20 protein-coding genes are annotated in these 23169 nt (G+C 52.6%); 6 read left to right on the top strand and 14 right to left on the bottom strand.

Annotated features, from left to right (window positions below; translation table 11 throughout):
* Positions 1-525: 525 nt before the first annotated feature.
* Positions 526-3225, top strand: a complete 2700-nt coding sequence (locus SH527x_RS19205; RefSeq protein WP_437192309.1) for an O-antigen ligase family protein — start codon at positions 526-528, stop codon at positions 3223-3225.
* A 179-nt stretch (positions 3226-3404) separates the two neighbouring features.
* Here the strand turns inward: SH527x_RS19205 and SH527x_RS19200 are convergent, their stop codons facing one another.
* The 12 genes from SH527x_RS19200 to SH527x_RS19145 form a co-directional block, all read right to left on the bottom strand.
* Positions 3405-3854, bottom strand: coding sequence for a FoF1 ATP synthase subunit delta/epsilon (locus SH527x_RS19200; RefSeq protein ID WP_437192308.1), 450 nt, complete (start codon positions 3852-3854; stop codon positions 3405-3407).
* Between the two features lie 184 nt (positions 3855-4038).
* A complete protein-coding gene (gene atpD, locus SH527x_RS19195; RefSeq protein WP_437192307.1) occupies positions 4039-5484 on the bottom strand; it encodes a F0F1 ATP synthase subunit beta in 1446 nt (481 codons plus the stop codon).
* Positions 5485-5532: 48 nt separating this feature from the next.
* Positions 5533-5658 carry a hypothetical protein gene (locus tag SH527x_RS19190; RefSeq protein ID WP_437192306.1) on the bottom strand — a complete coding sequence of 42 codons (126 nt, stop codon included), beginning with the start codon at positions 5656-5658 and terminating at the stop codon, positions 5533-5535.
* A gap of 69 nt (positions 5659-5727) precedes the next feature.
* Positions 5728-6603 (bottom strand): ATP synthase F1 subunit gamma, encoded by an 876-nt coding sequence (gene atpG / locus SH527x_RS19185; RefSeq protein ID WP_437192305.1) that lies wholly within the window; start codon positions 6601-6603, stop codon positions 5728-5730.
* Between the two features lie 183 nt (positions 6604-6786).
* Complete coding sequence (gene atpA / locus SH527x_RS19180; RefSeq protein WP_437192304.1) at positions 6787-8304, bottom strand: F0F1 ATP synthase subunit alpha; 1518 nt, start codon at positions 8302-8304, stop codon at positions 6787-6789.
* A complete protein-coding gene (gene atpH / locus SH527x_RS19175) occupies positions 8255-8896 on the bottom strand; it encodes an ATP synthase F1 subunit delta (protein WP_437192303.1) in 642 nt (213 codons plus the stop codon). The genes atpA and atpH overlap by 50 nt, the downstream gene beginning before the upstream one ends.
* Before the next feature lie 53 nt (positions 8897-8949).
* Positions 8950-9576, bottom strand: coding sequence for a F0F1 ATP synthase subunit B family protein (locus tag SH527x_RS19170; RefSeq protein ID WP_437192302.1), 627 nt, complete (start codon positions 9574-9576; stop codon positions 8950-8952).
* A 264-nt stretch (positions 9577-9840) separates the two neighbouring features.
* Positions 9841-10440: an ATP synthase F0 subunit B gene (locus tag SH527x_RS19165; RefSeq protein WP_437192301.1), complete on the bottom strand. Its 600-nt coding sequence runs from the start codon at positions 10438-10440 to the stop codon at positions 9841-9843.
* A 201-nt stretch (positions 10441-10641) separates the two neighbouring features.
* Complete coding sequence (locus tag SH527x_RS19160) at positions 10642-10956, bottom strand: ATP synthase F0 subunit C (protein ID WP_437192300.1); 315 nt, start codon at positions 10954-10956, stop codon at positions 10642-10644.
* An 86-nt stretch (positions 10957-11042) separates the two neighbouring features.
* Positions 11043-11969: a F0F1 ATP synthase subunit A gene (gene atpB, locus SH527x_RS19155; protein WP_437192299.1), complete on the bottom strand. Its 927-nt coding sequence runs from the start codon at positions 11967-11969 to the stop codon at positions 11043-11045.
* A 25-nt stretch (positions 11970-11994) separates the two neighbouring features.
* Positions 11995-12384, bottom strand: coding sequence for a hypothetical protein (locus SH527x_RS19150; RefSeq protein WP_437192298.1), 390 nt, complete (start codon positions 12382-12384; stop codon positions 11995-11997).
* On the bottom strand, positions 12381-12638 hold the full coding sequence (locus SH527x_RS19145; protein WP_437192297.1) for an AtpZ/AtpI family protein: 258 nt from the start codon (positions 12636-12638) through the stop codon (positions 12381-12383). The genes SH527x_RS19150 and SH527x_RS19145 overlap by 4 nt, the downstream gene beginning before the upstream one ends.
* A 247-nt stretch (positions 12639-12885) precedes the next feature.
* On the opposite strand from SH527x_RS19145, the gene SH527x_RS19140 reads away from it, so the two are divergent.
* The 5 genes from SH527x_RS19140 to SH527x_RS19120 all read left to right on the top strand — a co-directional run bounded on the left by SH527x_RS19140 (position 12886) and on the right by SH527x_RS19120 (position 18067).
* Positions 12886-13833: a DUF4912 domain-containing protein gene (locus tag SH527x_RS19140; protein WP_437192296.1), complete on the top strand. Its 948-nt coding sequence runs from the start codon at positions 12886-12888 to the stop codon at positions 13831-13833.
* Positions 13834-14194: 361 nt separating this feature from the next.
* Complete coding sequence (locus tag SH527x_RS19135; RefSeq protein ID WP_437192295.1) at positions 14195-15259, top strand: M20/M25/M40 family metallo-hydrolase; 1065 nt, start codon at positions 14195-14197, stop codon at positions 15257-15259.
* A gap of 121 nt (positions 15260-15380) precedes the next feature.
* A complete protein-coding gene (locus tag SH527x_RS19130; protein ID WP_437192294.1) occupies positions 15381-15719 on the top strand; it encodes a translation initiation factor in 339 nt (112 codons plus the stop codon).
* 116 nt (positions 15720-15835) lie between these two features.
* A complete protein-coding gene (locus SH527x_RS19125; RefSeq protein ID WP_437192293.1) occupies positions 15836-16705 on the top strand; it encodes an SDR family oxidoreductase in 870 nt (289 codons plus the stop codon).
* 273 nt (positions 16706-16978) lie between these two features.
* On the top strand, positions 16979-18067 hold the full coding sequence (locus SH527x_RS19120; protein ID WP_437192292.1) for a DUF6263 family protein: 1089 nt from the start codon (positions 16979-16981) through the stop codon (positions 18065-18067).
* 84 nt (positions 18068-18151) lie between these two features.
* On the opposite strand, the gene SH527x_RS19115 is transcribed toward SH527x_RS19120, so the two are convergent.
* A complete protein-coding gene (locus tag SH527x_RS19115; RefSeq protein WP_437192291.1) occupies positions 18152-19309 on the bottom strand; it encodes a GNAT family N-acetyltransferase in 1158 nt (385 codons plus the stop codon).
* 544 nt (positions 19310-19853) lie between these two features.
* Positions 19854-23105 carry an efflux RND transporter permease subunit gene (locus SH527x_RS19110; RefSeq protein WP_437192290.1) on the bottom strand — a complete coding sequence of 1084 codons (3252 nt, stop codon included), beginning with the start codon at positions 23103-23105 and terminating at the stop codon, positions 19854-19856.
* Positions 23106-23169: the final 64 nt, after the last annotated feature.

Genomic DNA, 23169 nt, shown 5'->3' with positions numbered 1-23169 from the left:
GCAGAAACGCAAGTTCTCGTCTTTTCTGACGTTAGGCTGGCGGGTCATCCACTTGCTGGGACGACTGAGAAGCTCTGCATCATCCACGAATCCACCAGCCCTCCCAGTCTCAACAGACCTTCCTGTCAGGACCATCTTGCACATTCTTCCAGTGTGAGTGAGCGTTCCGCGTTGCCGGGCAAATTGCTCTTCCTCAATTTTGAGTTACCCGGTAAAGATTCACGCGCCTTTCCGAATTCTCACATCAAATACCTTTCGATTGAAGTTGACCGGAGAGTCCAGCACTCCCCGGGGCACCTCATTCAAAAATGCAACACACTCTTTCTACAGGCACCAGAACTCCATTCAGGAGCATTTGGTCCTCGGGAAGAATACGTGTCATGATATTGGTCTAGAGCATAAAAATTGAACATGCGGTCTCCGGCACACGGAAGCAAAGTTTCATGATGTGAAACGATTGTTTCGTAGCCACCAGAGAGACTGAACCGGTCTGACCGGCACAATTTTTACGCCGGAGCGTCACTTATGTCTCAGTTGCCCTCTATTTCAGATGCGAAAAACGCTTCTCGAACTGCGTCGCAACCTTGGCTTTTGACAGTTGTCGATCTCGGTCTGGTCTCCATTCTGGCCGTTGCTCCATTTCTCATGGGCGGTCAGGAGGCGATTGGGCAACTCGCGCTCTGCGGACTCGCAACGTTAACCACGCTGGCATGGTGTCTTTACCAATGCCGGCACGGTGATGGTCGTTGGCGATTCACAGGACTTGAACCCATCATGCTGCTGGGGTTGGGCCTGATTCTGCTTCAATGCCGGGAGCTGACTCCAGAACTCATTCGCGCATTGTCGCCGATGGTTCCCAAGCTTCTCACAGAATGGCATGACGGCTCTCCACTTTTCTCCGGGACGTGGAATCGCATCAGTTTCACCCCTACAAATACATGGAGTGATCTGGTTGTTGTCGTTGCGTCACTGGAAGTCTTCTTCGTGATGGTGCAGCGACTGAGAACCATTAACGACGTCTTTGCTTTTATCCGCATCGTCGCAGTCGGTGGCGGAGCGATGTCGCTGTTTGGGGTCATTCAATATCTGTTTGGAAACGGCAAATTCTTTTGGTTCTATGATCACCCGATGACTTCAACACTCGGGGCCGCCAAGGGATCTTTCGTAAACCCGAACATCTTCGCCAACTTCCTTGCCCTGAGCCTGCCGGCACAGGTTCTGATGCTGATGACACGCATGTCAGATCGTGCTCAGTTTCTGCTCATTCCGGTTCGCCAATCGTGTTCCCGGTTTGGCAAAAATCACGAAACCGTTCTGATCCTGTTCTGGAGTGCCAACCTGCTCTTCACCACTCTGGCGATTCTCATGTCCCAATCTTGGACAGGAGTTTTGTCAGGTGCTCTGGGAGTCACCCTGACGCTCTCGATTCTCTGGCATAAAAACCTGATGCCGATCAAGCATGCCGGGATCGGACTGGCTTTGACCGCGTTTGCAATTCTGCTGACGCCTCTATTTACGCATCACGCAGACAAGGGACTGGCCGCAACTTCAGAGCCCGTTCCATTCAGCGAGACCGCAAAACTGACGCCAGTAAAGAATGATCCCTGGGATGCAAGTCTGGCAGGAATTAAAGATTTTCCATTGGCAGGGACTGGCCTCGGAAGCCATCGGGAAGTCTTTGGTCTGTGGTATCACTCACGACTTTTGATGCGCAGTCAAACCGAAACGTCGAATGGTTACCTTCAAATCGCCATCGAAACAGGCCTGACGGGTCTCGGGCTCGTCATTCTGCTCTGGCTGACATCACTCCTTTGGTGTGCGCAAGGACTCTGGAACTCCGTTTCCCCCAAAGCCGCCGGTCTCATCACCGTTGTCACCAGTGGCCTGATCATGAGCCTCGTCCAATCGATTGCCGATTCGGTCTGGTATGTACCTGCATGCGTAAACACCGTTCTGCTGTATGGGGTCGCAGCTTGGCGAATCAGCTTGATGCGATTCTTTGAAAACGACCGCCAGTCCCGATTTGTCCCAGAACGAAACTGGGGAAGCATCCGGCTGGGCTGGCTTGCCACAATTCCGCTTGTCGTCCTGCTTGGTCGCTGGATGGTCGTTGAAAAGATCCCGGAACTGGTCGCTGGACCTGCATGGAACGAATACCTCCGCCTCACACTGGCCCAACAGGATCAGGAAGAAGCGAACCCAACGGAATCTCTGGATGTACTGAACCGACGGATTTCGCTTGTCTTGGAAGCCGCTGAGGCCAACCCACGATCTCATCACGTGCAGTTACACGCCGGCCTTGCCTGCCTGAAACAGTTCACTCTGAAACAGGCTGCGAGAAATCACCAGATGCCACTTTCGCAAATCCGCGATGCTGCCCGAACCCTGTTTGACTCCCCTGAAGACGTCAACACATGGCTGAATCGACCTGGTGTACTGGGAGAAGAACGAAAGCTTCTTGAAAACGCGATTCAACACTTCCAGAATTCCCTCGCAGCGTGCCCACTCCAGCCTCGTCCCTATCTGGAGCTGGCCGAACTCGTCTGGTTGCAAGACGGAAACGAATCGACAGAACGGAACCTCGTAGAACAAGCTGTCGCTGTCCGCCCGGGAAATGCTCGAGCCCATTTCGCAATGGGACGCATCCTTTGGCTGGAAGGAGCCCAACGCGACGCCGCAATCCATTGGCAGAATGCCTTCCGCTTTGACCCTGATTACCGAACCCAATTGATCGACGTCCTTGCAGACTATGTACCTGCCCGTTTCTTCATCGATCATTTCGATCCAGATCATGCCGCACTGCAGCAACTGCGAACAGCGTATCAATCTTCCGAAGATTCGGTGGGGTATCAGCTGGTTCTTGAGAATCTGGGACGCTCATCTATCAAACGTGCGATTGTCATGAGAGGCGATGAAGCGGCTGATCAGTGGATCCTGGCACATGAGTGCTTTGCCGAACTCGGAGACTCGAAGAATGCGTACCACAGTGCGAACGAAGCGGTGATCGCTTCCCCGGAGCATTATGCAGCTCGTCAGACATTTGGACTCTGGCTCTACCGCAACGGCAACTTCAAAGAGGCCGTGCCACATCTGACCTGGTGTTCGGCTCGCAAAGCTGATGAACAGTGGATTCAGACAATTCTGGCAGACGCACTGCAACACCAGGAGACTCCGGCGACGAAGACTCAGATTGCAACAGAGCCATCCGAATCACTAGTCCGATAGTCGAAATGGATTCAGACGACAGACAGAATCAGCCTCCGTCGCGCACTTTGAGAGTTCCGTTTCACAGCGTTAGGGTTCGCTGCAACGGGCATATCCCGAAACGAAAACAACCCGGACCAAACTGATCCGGGTTGCGTCTTGATATCTCATACTGTGCAATCGATTGAGACTGCAACAGATTAGTTCTTGCGTTTCATCTCGATCAGCTTGCGATTGCGTTCAATCACGTGCTTCTTCTGATCGCGTGCCGCCTGATCGGCAGGTGTGCTGGCGAGAGCAGCATTCAAATCAGCCTGAGCTTTATCAGCGTCAATCTTACTGACTGGAACAGCCCGGTTTGTGAGCAGAGTCACAACCGAACCCTTGACCTGAGCAAACCCACCTTCGATGTAGTAATGCTCACTTGCTCCAGATGGAGTCTCGAACTTCAACTCCCCTAAACCAAGTCGTCCCACCAGCGGAGCGCGGCCCGGGAGAATTCCAATCAATCCGTCAAACAGCGGAAAACGTAACGTCTTGACCGGCAGGTCGAGCAGTGTCGTTTCCGGAGTGACAAGAACGAGTTGCAATTGTTGAGCAGCAACCATGGCGATACTTACAAAGTAGAAGAGAAGAACAACACTCGACATTCCGAGTGCAGGCTCGAAACCACCGCACACAATTGTATGCGGTCGCTTCTGACCAATACGAGCGAAATCAGGCTGAGATCTGCCTTAAATGCACCCCAGAACAAATGTGGCATTCGAAGGAACTCGCCTTCAGCTGAACCCATTCTTTGAAAAGAGCCCAGAGCCACACATCCCGGAGACATGACTAGTTCTTTGCCATCCGTTCGGCCTGTTCGACCGCTTCCTGAATTCCACCGACGTACATGAACGCGGATTCCGGCAAGTGATCCCACTTACCATCGCACAGTTCTTCGAACGAAGTGATGGTTTCGTCGAGCTTGGTGAACTTACCCTGTTTACCGGTGAAGACTTCTGCCACGAAGAACGGCTGTGACAGGAATCGTTCGATACGACGGGCACGCAACACGACGAGTTTGTCTTCTTCGGAAAGTTCTTCAACCCCGAGAATCGCGATGATGTCTTGGAGTTCGCGATATCGCTGAAGAATCTTCTGAACGCGACGGGCCACTGTATAGTGACGTTCCCCGACCACGTTTGGATCGAGAATTCGTGACGACGATGCCAATGGATCGATCGCCGGATAAATCCCCTTTTCAGAGATCTTACGTTCGAGATAAATGAATGCGTCCAAGTGGCTGAACGCCGTTGCTGGCGCTGGGTCTGTCGGATCGTCCGCTGGCACGTAAACGGCCTGCACGGATGTAATCGCACCCTTCTTGGTGGAAGTAATACGTTCCTGAAGCTGCCCAAGCTCTGTTCCCAGAGTTGGCTGGTAACCCACTGCGGACGGCATACGTCCGAGCAACGCCGACACTTCCGAACCTGCCTGTGAGAAACGGAAAATATTGTCGACGAACAACAGGGTGTCAGCACCGGTTGTATCGCGGAACCATTCTGCCATTGTCAGACCGGTCAACGCGACGCGAAGACGAGCACCAGGTGGCTCGTTCATCTGTCCGAACACCATACATGTCTGTTCGATAACAGAGCGACCGGTGTCACCGATTTGCGTTTCCTGCATTTCGAGCCACAAGTCGTTCCCTTCTCGGGTACGCTCACCGACCCCGGCGAACACTGAGTATCCGCCGTGCTCACGAGCGATACGAGCGATCAACTCGGTCAAAATAACGGTCTTGCCGAGACCCGCTCCACCGAAGAGACCAGCTTTTCCACCGCGGACGAACGGGGTCAACAGGTCGATGACCTTGATCCCGGTTTCGAAGACTTCCGTCTTGGAAGACAGATCCTGAAGCTTTGGAGCTTCACGGTGAATTGGCCATTTTTCGGCTGTTTCAACTGGTCCACGACCGTCAATTGGCTCACCGAGAACGTTGAACACGCGGCTCAGGGTCTCTTTACCAACTGGAACCGACAAAGCGTCGCCAGTGTCGAGAACTTCCATCCCTCGGACCATACCGTCCGTTGATGAAAGTGCCACGCAACGAACGCGTCCACCGCCGAGGTGCTGCTGCACTTCGCCAGTGACGTTGATACGAATCCCTTTGATTTCGGCAGTGACTTTGACGGCATTGTAAATTGCCGGCAAGTGCCCCTCTGCGAATTCAACGTCGAAGGTAGAACCGATGATCTGAGTCACTCGGCCGATATTAGTTGCTGTATCTGTGCTCATGTATTCTGAGAGTGGGTAATGGGTAGTCGAAATCCGGGAGAGACTGATTCAATTCAGGATGATGTCATCCTGAGGAATTCCGCCGTACTCGTTATTCTGCCCATCAACCTCGCTAAGGGTTATCGCTTTGATGTATCCCAGTTCTCTGCGGACGACAAAACGCCAGTCGAGCATTTGTCCTAAACTCGCAATCCCATCATAACAGGAAGCGAATTATGATCCTTCATCAGCTGGTCATCTCGATTACTCGAGAGCCGATGCTCCACCGATGATTTCCGCCAACTCCGAAGTGATCTGAGACTGACGTGCTCGGTTGTATTCTTGTGAAATATCGCGAATCATCTCATCCGCATTCTCGGTTGCTGACTTCATCGCCACCATTCGAGCAATCTGTTCACCGACAGCCGCATCGAGGAAGCATTTGAAGAACCGAGCTTTAAACGCAGCTGGTACGATCTCTTGCAGAATTTCCCCTGCACTTGGCAGGAATTCATAATCGACCGCAGCGGTCTTTTCACCGCTTTTGGCGACTGCCAGATCACCAAATGGCAGCAATGTTTCAACTACCGCAACCTGTCGGGCCGCTGACACGAACTTCTGATAGATGATCTCCAGACGATGCAATCGTCCAGCGATGAAATCAGCGACGTATCGATCCGCGATCTCATTGACTTCATCGAAACCAGGTTTGTCTTCAAAGTTCGTGTACTGTTGATTCACCGTACGCTTTTCGAACTTCATGAAAGAGAGCCCCCGCTTTCCGGAGACTTCCACAGTCAAGTTCTGCCCAGCAGCAGTGATCTCACGCATCCGCGTCACAGCAGCACGCAAAGTACCGCCGTTGTAACCGCCGCACAAACCTCGATTCGATGTCAGAACGAGGACTGTCACGTTCTGAGTCACATCAGGCTTCTTGAGAAGCGGGTGATCAAAATCGAGATCTGCCTGCGACAGGTCCGCAACGATCTCGTTGATCTTACGAGTGTACGCAGCCGCTTCAGTCGCGCGATCCATGGCTTTCTTGAATCGAGCGGTGGCGATGAGTTCCATCGTCCGCGTGATCTTGCGGATGTTACGGACCGCCTTGCGGCGTTTCACCAGTGCACGTGCTTTGGCCATGAGAAGTTACTAGAGCGTTCTAATTCTGTTTCGGCGTCCGCCACACACTCACACAACTCGCTAGCGAGCATTTGTTTGTGCTGGCACATGCTAGGCACTTGTCCTAGACCGCTTCACATTGAAACGTCACTCATCGGTTGAGCAGCACCAATGCAGGCACTGCTCAACCAGAGTGAATTTCAACTACTTTGCTGTTGAGTCGTAACGAGCCTGGAATTCGGCAAGTGCGGCTTTCAGCTTTGAATCAATCTCTTCTGTCAGTTCCTGAGATTCGATCAGAGCGTTGCGAACTTCGCTCTTCTCGTCCTTCATGAATGTCAGCAGGGCTTTCTCAGCTTCTGCGACCTTCGAGACTGGAACCTTATCGAAGTAACCTTTGGTACCCGCATAGATCGAAATGACCGAGTCGGCGGAACCCAATGGTTCGTATTGTGGCTGCTTCAACAGTTCAACCATACGGTAACCGCGGTCGAGCTGTCGCTGAGTGGCTGGATCCAGTTCGGTTCCGAGCTGAGCGAATGCTTCCAGTTCGCGGAAAGCTGCAAGGTCGAGTCGCAACGAACCAGCAATCTTTTTCATTGCTTTTGTCTGAGCATTTCCCCCCACGCGGGAAACGGAAATACCAACGTTGATCGCAGGTCGAACCCCGGCGAAGAACAAATCCGGCTCAAGGTAAATCTGACCGTCAGTGATCGAAATCACGTTGGTCGGAATGTATGCCGAAACTTCCCCTTCGAGGGTCTCAATGATCGGCAGTGCCGTCATCGAACCAGCCCCGAGTTCGTTGCTCAACTTTGCAGCGCGTTCAAGAAGGCGGCTGTGACAGTAGAACACGTCCCCTGGATACGCTTCACGGCCTGGTGGGCGTCGCATCAGCAATGACAGCTGACGATAAGCCTGAGCCTGTTTTGTCAGGTCGTCATAGACAACCAGAGTATGTTTACCTTGATACATGAAGTGCTCGGCGATTGCAGCACCAGCATATGGTGCGATGTACTGCAATGGAGCTGGATCTGCTGCTGAAGCAGACACGACAATGGTGTAATCCATTGCACCGTGAGCTGTCAGAGCTTCCACAACCGAAGCCACGTTTGCTGCACGCTGTCCACAAGCGACGTAGATGCAAATAACATCGCCGCCCTTCTGGTTCAGAATGGTATCGACAGCGATTGCAGTCTTACCGGTTTTGCGGTCGCCGATGATCAGCTGACGCTGACCGCGTCCGACTGGAGTCATCGCGTCGATCGCTTTGATCCCGGACTGGAGCGGCTGCTTCACAGGCTGGCGCTGAGCCACACCTGCTGCTGGATATTCAACTGGTCGCGAATCACTTGTGATGATCGGACCTTTTCCATCGAGTGGATTCCCCAATGGATCAACGACGCGACCAATCAACGCATTGCCGGTTGGAACCGACAACAGCGTTCCGGTTGTCTTGACTTCGTCGCCTTCCTGAATCCCGAGGTAATCCCCGAGAATGATGATACCGACGGAAGTTTCTTCCAGGTTGAAGCAAAGACCTCGAGCTCCGTTTGAGAACTCGACCATCTCGCCTGCCATGGCCGAGGACAGACCGACAGCCCGTGCGATGCCGTCACCGACTTCGATCACGCGACCGACTTCCGAGGTCTGCACCTGACCCTGAAAGCTTTCAATTTCCTTCTGGAGAACTGAAGCGATCTCGTCCGCTTTGAATTTCATGGAGGTATCCCTTTTGCAGTCGCTGCCGCAAGTTTTTCAGCCGCGTTTTCAGCGACCCGTCATATACAGTATCACCAACCTGAATCACCAGCCCGCCAATCAATTCTGGATCCACACTTGGAATCAGAATCGGCTCCAGATTCAGGGCAGTTTGAATTCGATTTCGAATGCTGCCAAGCTGATCGTCGCTCAACGGCACGGCACTTCTCACCTGAATCCGCTTTTTCCCAGTGCGGCGTTCGAATTCTGCTCGCGCCTCATTGAGAATGACAGGAATCAGTGCTAGCCGGTCGTGCTCAGCCAGCACCTTCAAAAAGTTCGCAAAATATGGAGAGGCTGCAGGAATGACAGTGCGTTCCAACAGTCCCAGTTTTTGCTCAGTTGTAACTACTTCCGAAGCCAGCAGCTCCGCCAACTGAGGATTTGCGGCAACAACGTCCTCCTGGAACGAAACCAGATCCTCTAACGGATTGCTGGATCCAGCGGTTTGACCCGCATTCAAATAAGCCACGGCATAGACACGCGCCACCGCCTGTGAACTGGGATCTTCCAGGACGTGTGCAGGACGGGGAGAGTTGTTTACGTCGGCCATGTCTGAAATTCTGCTGACGGACTATCGGAAAACTGGAATCAATTCGCTTTGGACTATCGAACTGCAAACTGAGTAAGAGCATCGTCGACGAGGCGACTATGGTCCTGTGCACTCAATCCTGTACGCAGCCTTTTCTCTGTCTGTACAGCGACTTTGTCTGCCAGACTCGAGAAGATTTCATTGAGGGCCTGATCACGAACTCGTTCAATCTCAGCTTGAGCACGTTGTAGAGTCGCTTTTGACTCTTTCTGTGCTACTTCGAGAATGTCATTCTTTGTCGAGGTCACGTCCCGTTTTGCTTCATCGAAAATCTCACGGATATTGCCATCCAGAGCTTCGATACGTCCTTTTGCTTCTCGCAGTGCCAGTTGGGCAACTGAAAGATCACCTTCGGCAATGTTAATCGCTTCGGACTCTGCTTTCTCACGTTCAGCCATGCTGCGAACGAGGAGACTCCAGAGACCAAGCTTCTTGATTGCGAAAAGAAAACCAAGGAACGCAATAAACGACCAGAACGGAAGATCTGACCAGAACGAATACGATGCATGGTGAGCATCGTCACCATGAGCGCCTGCTGCCGCATGCCCGGTATCTGCTGCCTGAACCATTGAGGCAGCAGGAGACATCGCCCCTAATGCCAGGAGGAACAAACAGGCGAACAGGATTTGCAATTCACGCATGGTCGCCACCAACGAAACCTTAATACAACAACCCAAAACAAATCTAACGTTTTGATCAAGACTTCATCTGGATTCTGCAAGGTGAATCACTTCACCCAACACCACCAAGGCAAGACTCTGACCAAATCTTCCCACCTGAAGATCGCCGTGCAATCTGCATCAGCTAACCAAACAAGAAGGGTTCAATTTCTAACAATGCGGGCAAATTTGCCACCACAGTCGCAGGCGTCATACTGAGCCCTACAACAACGGTGGATCATTAAATCAGATCCGGAATCCAGCAACGTGTTCGGTCGCCAGGGCAACCTGCTGGTCTGTCACCTTCCCCAACTGTTCAACTGCATCGAGTCGAGCACGGGAGATGGCGTCTAAGGCGTTTTGCTTAATTCTCTGTGCTTCAGCGTCTGCTGCTGCAGTGATCTGTGCTTTTTCTGCTTCGGCCTCAGATCGGGCTTGAGCCAGGATTGCGGCAACCTGCTGATGAACTTCAGCAAGTTTCGCTTCGGCTTGAGCTGCGAGCTGAACGACTTCTTTACGTGCACCTTCAGCGTCAATCTCCGCCTGAGCGATCCGTCCTTCACGGGCGTCTAACCCATGAATCAACGGTTGCCAGACAGATCCTCTCATAACGAGAAGAAATCCGCCAAACACAACAAACGTAAACAGAAACATTGTCAGGTCGAAATAGAGCGGTGGCTTGTTGTAGTCATGCCCAGCATGGCTCGCCTCCGCCGCGTGATCGTGGTCGACCGCGGCCGCAGCTGGTTCAGCTGCAGACAGATCCACACCATTGACGAAGCACACCAGGACAGCAGCAAGTACCGCCCCCCAGAGACTGCGTCGAAAACGTTGACACTCACACATGGTCCACTCAACCGACTTGACCACAGAAATCACCCCACCAGCGGGGTCGCAAACGCACCTACCTGTCAACAGCTTCCGCCAGAACTCCAGGAATGAAATATCTTCATCCTCTTTCGTCCGCAGAGGAGCTGCAACAGTATTCAGTCACTCAATCCCAGAAAACCCAACAGGTGCACCTGAGTTTTGAGTGACGGATCCAGATTAGCGAGCAAAGCAGACGATCAGAGCGAGGAGAGTCACCCCTTCGATCAGAGCTGCAGCGAGAATCATTCCCCCGCGGATATCGCCAGCAGCTTCTGGCTGACGTGACATCCCTTCCATAGCAGCAGCACCGATTTTGCCAATGCCCAGACCTGCACCGATGATGATCATCCCGGCACCGATGGTTGGACCAAAGTTGGAAACGGTTGCAACACTTTCAGCTACAACGGCAGTACCTTCAGCTGCAGATGCTGAATTGGCAAACACAAGCGGAGCCGCAACCATGGCGGAGCAAATTTGGAAGAAACGATTCACTAGGAGACTCCTCACATTGAAAATGTCTGAACCAGAAGTTCGCGAATACCGCCGCAGCGGACGTCTTTTAATAGTCGTACTAAAAATCAGTGTTCGTGCAGCGACATCGCAACAAAGATGGTCGACAGGAATGCGAACACATATGCCTGGATGAACGCAACAAGCAACTCCAGGAGACCGACACCGATCTGCCCAATCAAGCTGCCGCCGAGAATCATTCCATACAAGGCTGAATTCAAATTGTTATCAACCGCGATGGCGATGAAGCCAAGAATCGCAGCCAAAGCGGTGTGTCCACCCATCATGTTGGCAAACAAACGAACAGCCAACACGCTGTGCTTGATGAACAAGCCGATCACTTCAATCACAAACAACAAGGCAACGAGAACTGGCTTCAATGCACCTGGTGCATCCACTGCTGGAACGAGATGCGTCCAAAAGCCAACAACCCCATTTTGCTTCACGCCGTGATAAAACGTTGCGAGAAACGCAATCGCGGCGAGAGCCAAAGTCACACTGAGATTTCCGGTTGCTGAACCAGCCCAAGGCAGAGCCCCAAGAAGGTTACAGAACAGGATGAAGAAGAAGCTCGACCAGACAAACGGAAGAAACCGATCAGCTGGATGACTCTTGACCGCAGAACGGACCGTTGCATGCGGATCAAGGTGCAAGGCTTCTTTAATGACATGCTGATGATGACCGTGATCATCATGCTTATGACTATGGGCATCTGGATCGCCGATCACCGGACGAACAAGTTCGTCACGGAGATAGACAGCCAGCATTTCCCAAAAATTCCAAAACCATCCATGAGCAACCTGGCCGGAAGCGACTCGCTTTGACAATCCACGAAAGATCACAAAGGCCAGAAATGCTGCGATCAACTGCAGCAACATGAATTTGGTAAAACCAAACCCAAGTGAATGAACTGGCACGAAGCCGCCAAACGGGAGTTCAAACCCATTTGCGTCATAGACGTGATGAAACGTACCGTGAGCGGCTAATGTCAACATGCCACATGCCATCCCGAACGACAAACTAAATCGAAGACGAACGAGACTTGGAAGCGGAATCGTTTTGCTTGTAAACCACCCAGGTTTCCAAAGCAAGATTCGCCAGATAGATGACTCCGAGAGTCAAAAAAAATGGCCTGCCCCAAATCCCCAACTGCCACGCAACAGCGGCACCGATCCCCAACGTCATTGAAACCCGCAGAAGCGACCCCAAAACTAACGCGGAGGCATTCACCCCAAAAACATAAAAATAGCAGACCAACAGTAAACCAATCGGAAGCGAGACAAGTCCCGCAACCAGAATCGGCCTGACCTGATCAGGCCCGATGACAAACCAAGCTCCAGCCAAACATGCCAGCCAAGCAACGAGAGTCGCCACAATAGACAACCCCAACTGAGCTGCAAGTTCCTTCACCGAGATTTTCCAGATGGAGAGCCAGAAGAGCGATCAATCGCCCGAACAAGCTGCCAGAGATGCATCATCGAAACACACAAGCCAACCATGCCTGCCCCTACAAGCAGCCACGGCTCTGTCCCCAGTTTTTGATCAGCTAAATATCCCAAGAACGCCCAAACTGCGAGCTCTAAAGGAATCGCTGACAACTGGGTTGCCCAACCCAACGCTTGCCAAGGCCCCATTCTTCGTGTTCGATCGGGTTCCTTAGCCATCGGTGCCACAACTTTCAGACGAATCTGTTTCGTTCGATCACCATGCTGGGAGTCTAGTTCTGGTGAAATGCGAAGTCAAAGGAGCCTTCCCGAAGCCCTCTGGAATCCCCATTTTTGAGTCGGGCCCTCCCAGAAAAGTCAATTTCACGTGTCAAAAATGGCATTCAGGAATTGATTGGAAGCGATGAAACTTGGCGGTAGAGTCCAGTGATCATTCAACTTCCGACTGGTTGATCTTCCCTTTGGAATGGGAATTCCTGATGATGGGAAAGAGACTGACGATGGACTCCGTTGCCACTCTTCCGAAATGGAAGCAGCCGCAGGTTTCCTCCCATTCAGCATCTCGCTCGCCAGCCAATCCAGACTCGCTGTCACCGTCAAACTGCAGGAGAGACTCATGGGCAAACATCAGCAGCACACCGATTTCACGGTAAAACTGCCTCATGACAAGCCCTTATCGAGTTCAAGCTCAAGCCCTCTTGCTACCTCACCTGCCCCGGTAGATAAAGAGAAGAATTCCGCCACCGAGTCCGATGACAACGACCTGCTCGATATTAACGAAGTTATCGACGGCTGGTTGCACATCAGATGGACAATCAGCAGGAAAACTGCGGCTCGGGCTGAATCAGCAATGAGTCACGATGCCTTGCGTAGCCAAAGAGTCCTCAAACTTCACCAGATTGAGCAGAATGATTCTGGCCCCGGTGTGAAGGAACTCCTGCAGCAGATTGAAATCCCCAAAGACGCCCACGAATGGATCGTGCGCATTCCCCATCGCCCGATCACGCTTCAGATTGAATATGGGGCCCTTTTTGGAAAAGGGCGATTCTTCTCGATCCTGCATTCCGGGCCAACCACGCACACCCAAAAGCGACACTCTTCTCAGCAGAATGCCGGATTACTGACACCCTCAACGTTTTCAGCTGCATTCGATTCGTCCGAGCCTCCATCATTGACGGTTCAGGGATTCTTTTTGATTCAGGGGCGAACCAGCCCGCGCGCTCGACTTCAGATTGACGATCGAGACATCCCGGTTGACTCAAGGACCGGGGAGTTTGAATGGAAAATTCCACTCTCCAACGGGCGAATCGTCGTCCCTGTCAGCTCTGCAGAGACGCGACAGGTCAGACGTGGCCTGCTGGCAGTGGAAACCAACTTTCACCTCCTCGATCCAGAACCACCTCACGACGACTAACCCAATTCGGTCGATCATTTGGGCTCGCTGCAGTTGACTCAGACAAGGAGCTTTTTGCACTCAAGCCAATTCGCTCTACAATACTGCCGGACTCCTTTGTTTTTCAGAAGAACAAACACAGGCGCCGAGAAGAATGGATGTCAATCTGCTGAAGGATACAGGACGTTCCTCCGACTGGTGTGATTGGAATTCCACCTTGACGTTCCGCTGCCCTGCAGTCACAAAACAGTTCCATATCTCTGAATAATCTCCGTTTTCCTGGCGATCCACTTCGCCTCCAATGACCTTCTTTTCTATGACCAGCGCAGTTCAATATGCAAGTGAATTGATTGAGTTCGATTCAGTCAGCTCGAAATCCAACGTGGCCGTCACGGACCATCTCGCGCAGTGGCTACGCGAGTTCCATTTCGACCTCGAACGAGTTGACTATGTCGACCCAAATGGAGTTCACAAAGCAAACCTGGTTGCCAAACTTGGCAGTGGTCGCGGAGGGATGGCGTATCTGTGTCATACAGATGTTGTCCCGGTTGGAAGCTGGTCCATTCAGGAGCATGGCCCATTCACCCCGACCGTTCGTGATGGACGACTTTACGGGCGAGGAAGCACAGACATGAAGGGGTCGCTGGCCTGCATGCTGGCAGCGATTTCCCAGATCGCAGATCGGCCTCTGCGAGAACCGATTTATCTCTGCGCAACGGCAGACGAGGAAGTCGGCATGCTCGGAGCCGAACGGGTTGCTTCAGGATCTCAGCTCTATCGAGAAATGGTCGAAGGCGAGACTCGTGGCATCGTCGGCGAACCGACTCAATTCGAAGTCATTTATGGTCACAAAGGGGGCTGCGGAATACGCGTCACCTCACGAGGCATTGCAGCCCACTCCAGCTCCAATCTGGGGATCAATGCAAACTGGAAGATGATTCCGTTTCTCAATGACATGCAAGCTCTCTACGCTGAGTTGGAATCGGCCCCTGAATGGCGCAACGATGAATTCGATCCTCCGACTTCAACGCTGAATCTGGGAATCTCAGACTACAATCCTGCGATGAATGTCACAGCAGCCCAGAGCATTTGCACACTTTATCTTCGTGCAATGCCAGGGATCAATTTCGATCCAATCCTGCAGCGAATTCAGTCACTGACGGCTCAGTATGGACTCGAGTTTCATCAGGTTTTTCGCTCGATCCCCTTCTATCGGGATGCAAACTCTCCATACGTCCAAGAGTGTCTGACCTTTGCCGATTCGCCTCGGCCAAGGACGGTGGCATACGGCACCGATGCCGCACGGTTCATGGACCTGAAGCACTGTGTCATCATGGGACCGGGAAATATTGCTCAGGCCCACACCACTGACGAATGGGTCTCTCTTTCCGACCTTGAAAAAGGAACGCAGATGTACGTCCAGATGCTGCAACGCTGGTGCCTGTAACAGAACATCACTTCAATGGGCCGAGCTATTGGCTCCCCATCTTCAACATCACAGAACTTCCGTCTGAACCGACAGGCGATCCCATGTGATCTCCGGTTCCAACACAGAGTATTGAACTAACATGGGAATGTTCTCCGGCACTCAGTTTGATCGTCCTCCACATTGCGCGATCTGCGAGAAACTCGAATCGGAATGCACTTGCCCTCCGCCAGCAGAAGTCCGGACACCGCCCGGTAAACAAACACTGAAGCTTGCCCTTGAGCGCCGCAAAGGGGGAAGAAACGTCACCACCATTCGTGGGCTGGTCGACGAAGGAACTCATATTCCGGACTTGCTCACGCTGTTAAAATCGACATGTGGAGCAGGCGGAACGATTCAGGAAGGGATCATCGAACTTCAAGGCGAACAGCGAGAAAAAGTCAAAGCCCTGCTCTCTTCCCGCGGCTATAAGGTCAAATAGACGGGCTCGTTTTTCAAGTCATTCCGTCGCGACAACCGAAGCATTCAAACTTTCGAAACCGAGTCTCCGACATCAACTTTCATCGCAGAAAATGCTCAGTTCGAGGTCCTTCTAGAATGCGAATCTTGATCATCGGTTGTGGGTATCTCGGACTCCGTGCCGCACAGCGTTTGCTGTCAGCAGGCCATGACGTCACTGCCCTAACTCGTTCCGAAGAAAGAGCTCGTCAGTGGGCGTCCCAAGGCATTCACCCCGTGGTCGGCGACATTCTTCAGCCTGACACCTTGAAGCAGCTTCCTGAAGCAGACGTCTGCCTGTATTCCGTGGGGTATGATCGCACCGCTGCAGCTTCTAAACGAGAAGTCTATGTCACTGGGCTACTGAATGTTCTCCAATCACGGACTGGTCGCATTTCAAAGCTGCTCTACATCTCCAGTACGAGCGTATACGGGCAGAACAATGGCGAAGTCGTCGACGAATCTTCGTTGTGTGAACCTGAGAGCGAGGCCGGAGAGATCTGTTTAACTGCGGAACAACTTGTCATTCAATTCCAACAATCTGGTGCCATTCCTTCAGCAACGACACTGCGACTCTCAGGGCTCTATGGGCCACAACGGTTGATCGCCAGAATTGACCAGTTGAAGAATGGAGTCCCTCTGACAGGAAATCCAGAAGCATGGCTGAATCTCATCCATGTTGACGATGCAGTTGAGGCCGTTCTTAGATTAGTCGAGCGTCCCACAATCGCCCCGCTCTATCTGCTGAGTGACGACGCTCCTCTGCAACGAAAGTCGTTCTACACTGCGATCACTCAACTCGTCGGCGCTCCGACGCCAACGTTTTCCCCCGGCGACGATTCAGGTCTCGGAAAACGTTGCGATAATACATTCACCCGACAGTCGCTCAACCTGACGCTCCGCTATCCGAAGGCGATCGACGCCCTCAAGGAAGTGCTCGACCAGAGCGAATTGAGATCACAGAATTGAGATCTTCGCGGGTGACTGACAGAGCGTCTTCCCCCCTGAATCAGCATCGCAACGCGATGCCAGCGTATCACGCGGTGTATGCCCTCCTCCCAGCCACGCACGTAAACATCTTGAAAACAGGGACTTACACGCACCCAACGCGTAAGCCAATATGATCTGGCTTCGTTTTTCGCCGGATGGTACTTTCCGCTTAAATCCTCAGGCACGTGGTTCTTGGAGAACGGACTGCCTCAGGCGTGGCAAGATGCCGCGAATTGAGTTCAGGAGGAAATCATGTTCGGTCGTCAGCAGTGGTGTGTTCTTATTGCTCTCCTGGCGAGTGCGTGGTCTGGCTGCAATCAAAAGTCAGGGACAAGCGATTCTGAAGTGGAACTGCCTGCGTGGATGACCGAAGAGAAAGGCTCTTCAAATTCAGGGCAGATTCAACTGGCGAGCCACACAACGTCGGCGTTTCTTGGCTTGAGCCTGCAACCCGGTGACCAGTTCCCGCTGAGAAAGACCGTCCAACAACATCTGACGCAGCATTCCCAGAACGGAATGACGAGCGACAACCATTCTCAGCTGGAAATAATGCTGGCAATCTCGGTTCTCGAAAAGCGAGACGAACGGGTGCGTCTGGCTGTCCGTTATGACCGAGTGAAGTATCAACACCAGATCGCCGATGAGTCGGTTCATTTCGATTCGAGCGTTCCTCAGGAATCCATTTCACCGCAGACGATCGCGTATCGAGATATGGTGAACGATGGATTTTCTTTCTGGATCGGGAATGACAACCAGATTGTTGAAGTGGATGGGCTCTCGGAATTCATTGAGCGCAGCCTGCGAAATGTCCCTCCTGAAATGCGTCAGGACGTTGTTCTGGGGATCGAAGCAAGTTCCGGAGACTCTGGGATTGCCAACTTCGTCGACAACACGATCGGGTTGCTTCCGTATGGAAAGAAAACGTCGCCCGGCGATTCATGGGATCGTCGACAGCACATCGATCGTCCTTTACCAATGCATGTCAGTAACCTCTACACACTGAAAGAACTGACGGACAAGTTCGCCGTGATCGACATTCGTGGAACGATTACGCCTTCGACGTCGCTCTCAAATCCGCAGTATCCCGGCCTGCATGTCGTTGTGAAAGGTGGGAACACGCTGGGGTCATGCACGATCTACCGCGACACCGGTCTTCCCAAAGAGAGCCGAATCGACCGTACAATCGAGATGCTGGTCCACGTCGAGAATTCAATTCAATTCCGTCAGACAAAGCGGATCATCACAACGATTGAATCGTTTCCAGCAGCGAACCCGAATCGCAATCCAGTCGTTCGCACTCCAGAAGATGGCACGATCCAGCAAGCGAGCGGAATCCGCTAAAACCGCTTCTCTTGAGTCGACGCGGCTTAACCTTCTTTCCTGCCAGGAAGGCTGCTGCGCGGTCACATGAGAGACCGAGACAGGTTAATTCAATTTCTCTGGAGCAGTCGGTTCGAGAACAGGCCAGATCAGTCTTTTTGCAGACCGGAGAGCCTTTCGCACGCCGCTATACAGAACGGCCCGATGCGATTGGAAAAGAACAATATTGCCCATCCCCAGACGATGCGGCCACAGATGATCCAGATAAGAGCCCGAGGCCGAACAACTATCCATCAGTTCGATCTCTGGCATCATTGTCGCAACGTAGTTCGCCAGTTCGATCTCAGCCCAGGCACCGGGACTTCCTTCCCCATAAGCTGAATCCCAGCCGATCTTGAATGCAAACAGCGTGTTGCCAGCAATCAGGTTGCATGTCGATGCAATCACATTGCCGCCAACAAGCAGTTCTCCAAACAGAATTCCCTCTTCTGCTGCCATCGCATTGGCAAACGTCTCGAAGAACGACTTGTGAGCCGGATCACACCCCATGGCAGTTCCGGCATCTCGTTTCCAACCCCGCTGTTCCAGATCAAGAAATCGGGCCACCGCTGCCGGGACTTCATTGGCGGAATTGATCACCCGAAATTCCACTGCTCCGCGACGCTGTAATTTGGAATGCGCACGACGCAGAGACTTGCGACGATTTTTGGAGAGGCAGGTATCAAAAAGCTGAGTGCGATCGACCTCACCCAATTTCAGACAGGCTCGCGGCCAGACATGATTCAGATGAACCTGAAATCCAGTCAATGCGGCCGATGTGTAGAGCGTCTCTGCATACGGTGAATCGACACACACACAGTTCATCGCCATCCCGTGGCGAAACCGCGTCGACTTCAAAAAGTGCAGGTACGCCAGAATCGCCTGACGCGTGGCAGTTCCATCGACCAGCATTCCCCCCTGAAACTGATAAGCAGAAATGTGATCGTTCAGGTGTGGAAAAGGAATGTGCGACGATGCACTGACCGGACGAGCAGGCGTCAGCAGAACGAGTTCCCGATTGGAATTCTCAACCACCCATAACGAGAACGCATCCTTGGGTGACAGATACCTGGCTTGAGCGAGGATGAACTGAGGATGAAGGAACGGATTGGAATGCATCGACCGTTTCGCGAGTCGCCCCCACTCTTTGATGAACTCATCATTCAGTTCATCCAGCAACACTTCTCGTGTTATCAGGTCGTCTGGAATCTCAAATGAGTGCATGAATAGGGCAATATCGTCAAAAGGTGCAGTTCAACTTCCCAACGGAAATCACAACGTCCAGACCGTGAAAACAGGCCTTCATTCACAGAAACTGCGGCGGCTTGAACTTCTGAGTCGCCTGACAGTCTTCTTACAGGTTCAGCATTCCGTGGCAGCAATTCTTGGCATCAGTCCTCGCATACATCCGCAGACAGAAGCCAATGCTTCGCCGCAATACAGAGATGAGTTAAATGCACCATACCTGACGATTTCGTTAGATTTCGCAAGATTTGACCAAACACTCCAAAAACGTATTTGAACCTCCAAAACCCGCCCGGTTTCCACCGGTCGTATCAGTTGTAAGCAGAAGGGAGTCTCAACGGGACCTCAGCGCTCTGAGAGGAATTCCGGTTTGCGAAGTGGTCTCTCAAACGAATGCGTGTATCAAAAAAATCACCCCCGCGAGAATCACGGAGGTGAACGATCTTTCGATTTCTAACTCGATAAGCGTCATCAAGCCGCAGCGAACAGGGCCTCAACGACAGGCCCCTGAACGAGACTTGGCTTACACGACCTCTGTTGTCTTTGCTGAAAGGTCTGTATGGGCCTGAATCGCCCCTGAGTGTGAATGTTGCGGTGAATGGTGCGAGCCGCCATGGTGACTATGTCCGCCCAGCTTGCCCCCCCACAGCTTTGTCGACAGATATCGCAGGACGACATAGAAGGTCGGAGTCAGAATCAATCCGAACAACGTCACACCAAGCATTCCAGAGAACACGGCCGTTCCCAGAACCTGACGCAATTCAAATCCTGGCCCGGTGGCTCTCGCAAGTGGAAGCACCCCGAGAATAAATGCGAACGATGTCATAATAATCGGCCGCAAACGCAGACGGCAGGCCTCGATCGCCGCGTCGTACGACGACTTTCCTTCTTCTTCGAGCTGCTTCGCAAACTCGACGATCAACACTGCATTCTTTGCCGCCAGACCGATCAACACCACGAAACTGATTTGCGTGATCAGGTTGTTATCCATTTCACGCACCCAGACACCGAGCAATGCAAACGGCAAACAGACTGGAGCGATCAGAATGATCGCAAGTGGCAGAGACCAGCTTTCATACTCTGCTGAGTGCACAAGGAACACAAACAGAACGCATAACGGGAAGATGAACAACGCCGTATTTCCGGCCAGCTGTTGCTGATAAGCCAGATCGGTCCAGGCAATCGACATTCCCGGTGGCAGGACTTCTCGTGCCAGACGCTCAATCGTGGCGATCGACTGTCCAGAACTGAATCCCGGTGCCGTATCCCCCTGCACTTCTGCTGAAGAATACATGTTGTAACGAACAACTCGGTCTGGACCGCTTTCCCAGCGGATGTCCATCACGGAGCCCAGCGGAACCATTTGCCCTTGAGCATTTCGGGTCTTGATCCGACGAATATCTTCTGCCTGATCGCGGAACTGATCTTCCGACTGCATACGAACCTGAAACGTTCGACCGTACAGGTTGAAATCGTTGACGTAAGCCGTTCCAAGATAGGACTGCAATGCGTCAAACACATTTGTCACCGGGACATTCAGCATGTTCGCTTTCACGCGATCAATGTCGGCAAACAACTGAGGGCTTGATGCTCGGAAAGTGGTGAACACTCCTCGCAGCGTCGAATCCTGATTCGCCTTGGCAACCAGTTCGTCAGTGGCAGCCTGCAACTCTTTCGGGCCGTATCCACCACGATCCTGAACAAGGAACTTATATCCACCGGATGTTCCAAGCCCCTGCACAGGCGGAGGTCCAATCACAAAGACGTTACCATCTTTGATCTGAGACAGTTCTTTCTGCAACGCACCCAGCTGATTAATAATGGGCCCCTTTTGCTTGTGTGCATCCTTTCCAAGATGCGGCACAGCAAAAATCGCCGCCGAGTTCGGGCTGTTTGTTCGGGTCGCTCCTGAGAAACCAACGAAGCCGACCGCGTGGGCCACTTCCGGGTTCTTCAGAATAATTTTTGTCGCTTCCTTCACCACCGCGTCTGTTCGTGCGAGTGACGCCCCGTCCGGCAATTGCACAACTGTAATCAGATACTGTTTATCCTGTTGAGGAATAAACCCCGTCGGGACTTTCGTGAAGCCAAATCCAGTTAGAGCCACCAACCCGGCATAGATCGAGAGTGGGATCACGACCGCCCGCAAGTTCCAGCCGACAAACCTCGCATAACGATCAGTGGTCCAGTCGAACGCACGGTTAAACAGTTTGAAAAACCAACCAAGGCAGAAGTCCCAGACACGAGTGAACCAGTCTTTCTTCGCCCCGTGCGGTTGCAGCAGCAAGGCACACAACGCCGGGCTGAGTGTCAGCGAGTTGAATGCTGACAACAGTGTCGACACGGCGATTGTCAGAGCAAACTGCCGATAGAACTGACCAGAGATCCCGGAGATGAATGCTGTCGGCACGAACACCGCTGTCAAACCGACGGCAATCGCGATGACCGCCGGAGTCACCTCAGTCATTGCTTTATAGGATGCCTCTCTTGGAGAGAGACCATTGGAAATATGTCGTTCCACATTCTCAACCACCACGATCGCATCATCCACAACGATCCCGATCGCCAGCACCAGCCCGAACAACGACAGCATGTTGAGAGAGAACCCAAACGCTGACATCGCAGCAAATGTTCCGATCAAAGAAACCGGAATTGCCACAAGTGGAATCAAGCTCGCCCGCCAGTTCTGCAGGAACAGCAATACCACAATCACAACCAGAATCGCCGCTTCGAAAAGCGTATGGATCACCGAGTCGATGGACTCCCGAACAAAGGAGGTTGGGTTGTAAACAATGCGATACTCCAACCCCTCCGGGAAATCCTTCGACAGCCGTTCAATCTCGCGTTCCACCGCATCCGCAGTTGCCAGTGCATTCGAACCAGGACGCTGGGTGATTGCGACGGACGACGCAGGATTCCCATCGAGATAGCTGTTAATCGTGAACTCACGACCGCCGAGTTCAACTCGGGCGATGTCTTTCACTTTCACAACACGACCGTCGTCACCGGTGCGGACAACGAGGTCTTCAAACTGATCCTTCTCCAGTAACCGCCCCAACGTGCTGACGATCAATTCGAAGTCAGCGGGACGGTTTAATGGAGGTTGACCAATCACCCCGGAGGCCACCTGCACGTTCTGGGCGCGAAGAGCCGCAGCAACATCTGCTGGCGTCAATGAAAGGTGTGCCATCCGGTCGGGATTCAACCAGATACGCATACTGTATTCACGCAAACCAAGCTGATTCACAGCACCAACGCCATCCACGCGTGCGAGTGCGTCACGAATCTGAATCAACGCATAGTTACCGATATAGAGCTGATCGTATTTCCCTTCTGGGGAGATCAGGTGAATCACCATCAGCAAGTCTGGAGACGCTTTGATTGTCGTGGTCCCCAGACGTTTGACGTCTTCAGGGAGTCGTGCTTCCGCAATCGCCACGCGGTTCTGAACCAGAACCTGAGCCTTGTCCAGATCTGTTCCCAGCTTGAACGTGATCGTCAGCTGCATCTGGCCATCAGTCGTACACTGCGACGACATGTACAGCATGTCTTCGACACCGTTGACTTCCTGCTCGATCGGAGTCGCCACAGTGTCTGCAATGACGGAAGGAGACGCCCCGGGATAAGAAGCTCTCACCACGATCGTAGGCGGCACGACGTCTGGATACTGTGCGGCCGGCAGCGCCAGGTAAGCAATCGCCCCAATGACCACAGTGATGATTGAAATCACCGTGGCAAAGATCGGCCTGTCGATGAAGAAATGGGCGAACCTCATAATGATGAACCAGATTCAATCAGCGACCGTGCGAGGCAGGCGGTCTGGAAAATCGTGCGAATGA

This window comes from Planctomicrobium limosum, from assembly GCF_051465645.1.
In the GTDB taxonomy this organism is placed as follows: Bacteria; Planctomycetota; Planctomycetia; order Planctomycetales; family Planctomycetaceae; genus Planctomicrobium.
The sequence above is the reverse complement of the archived record's forward strand: the minus strand, read 5'-3'. Positions and strand labels throughout refer to the sequence as shown.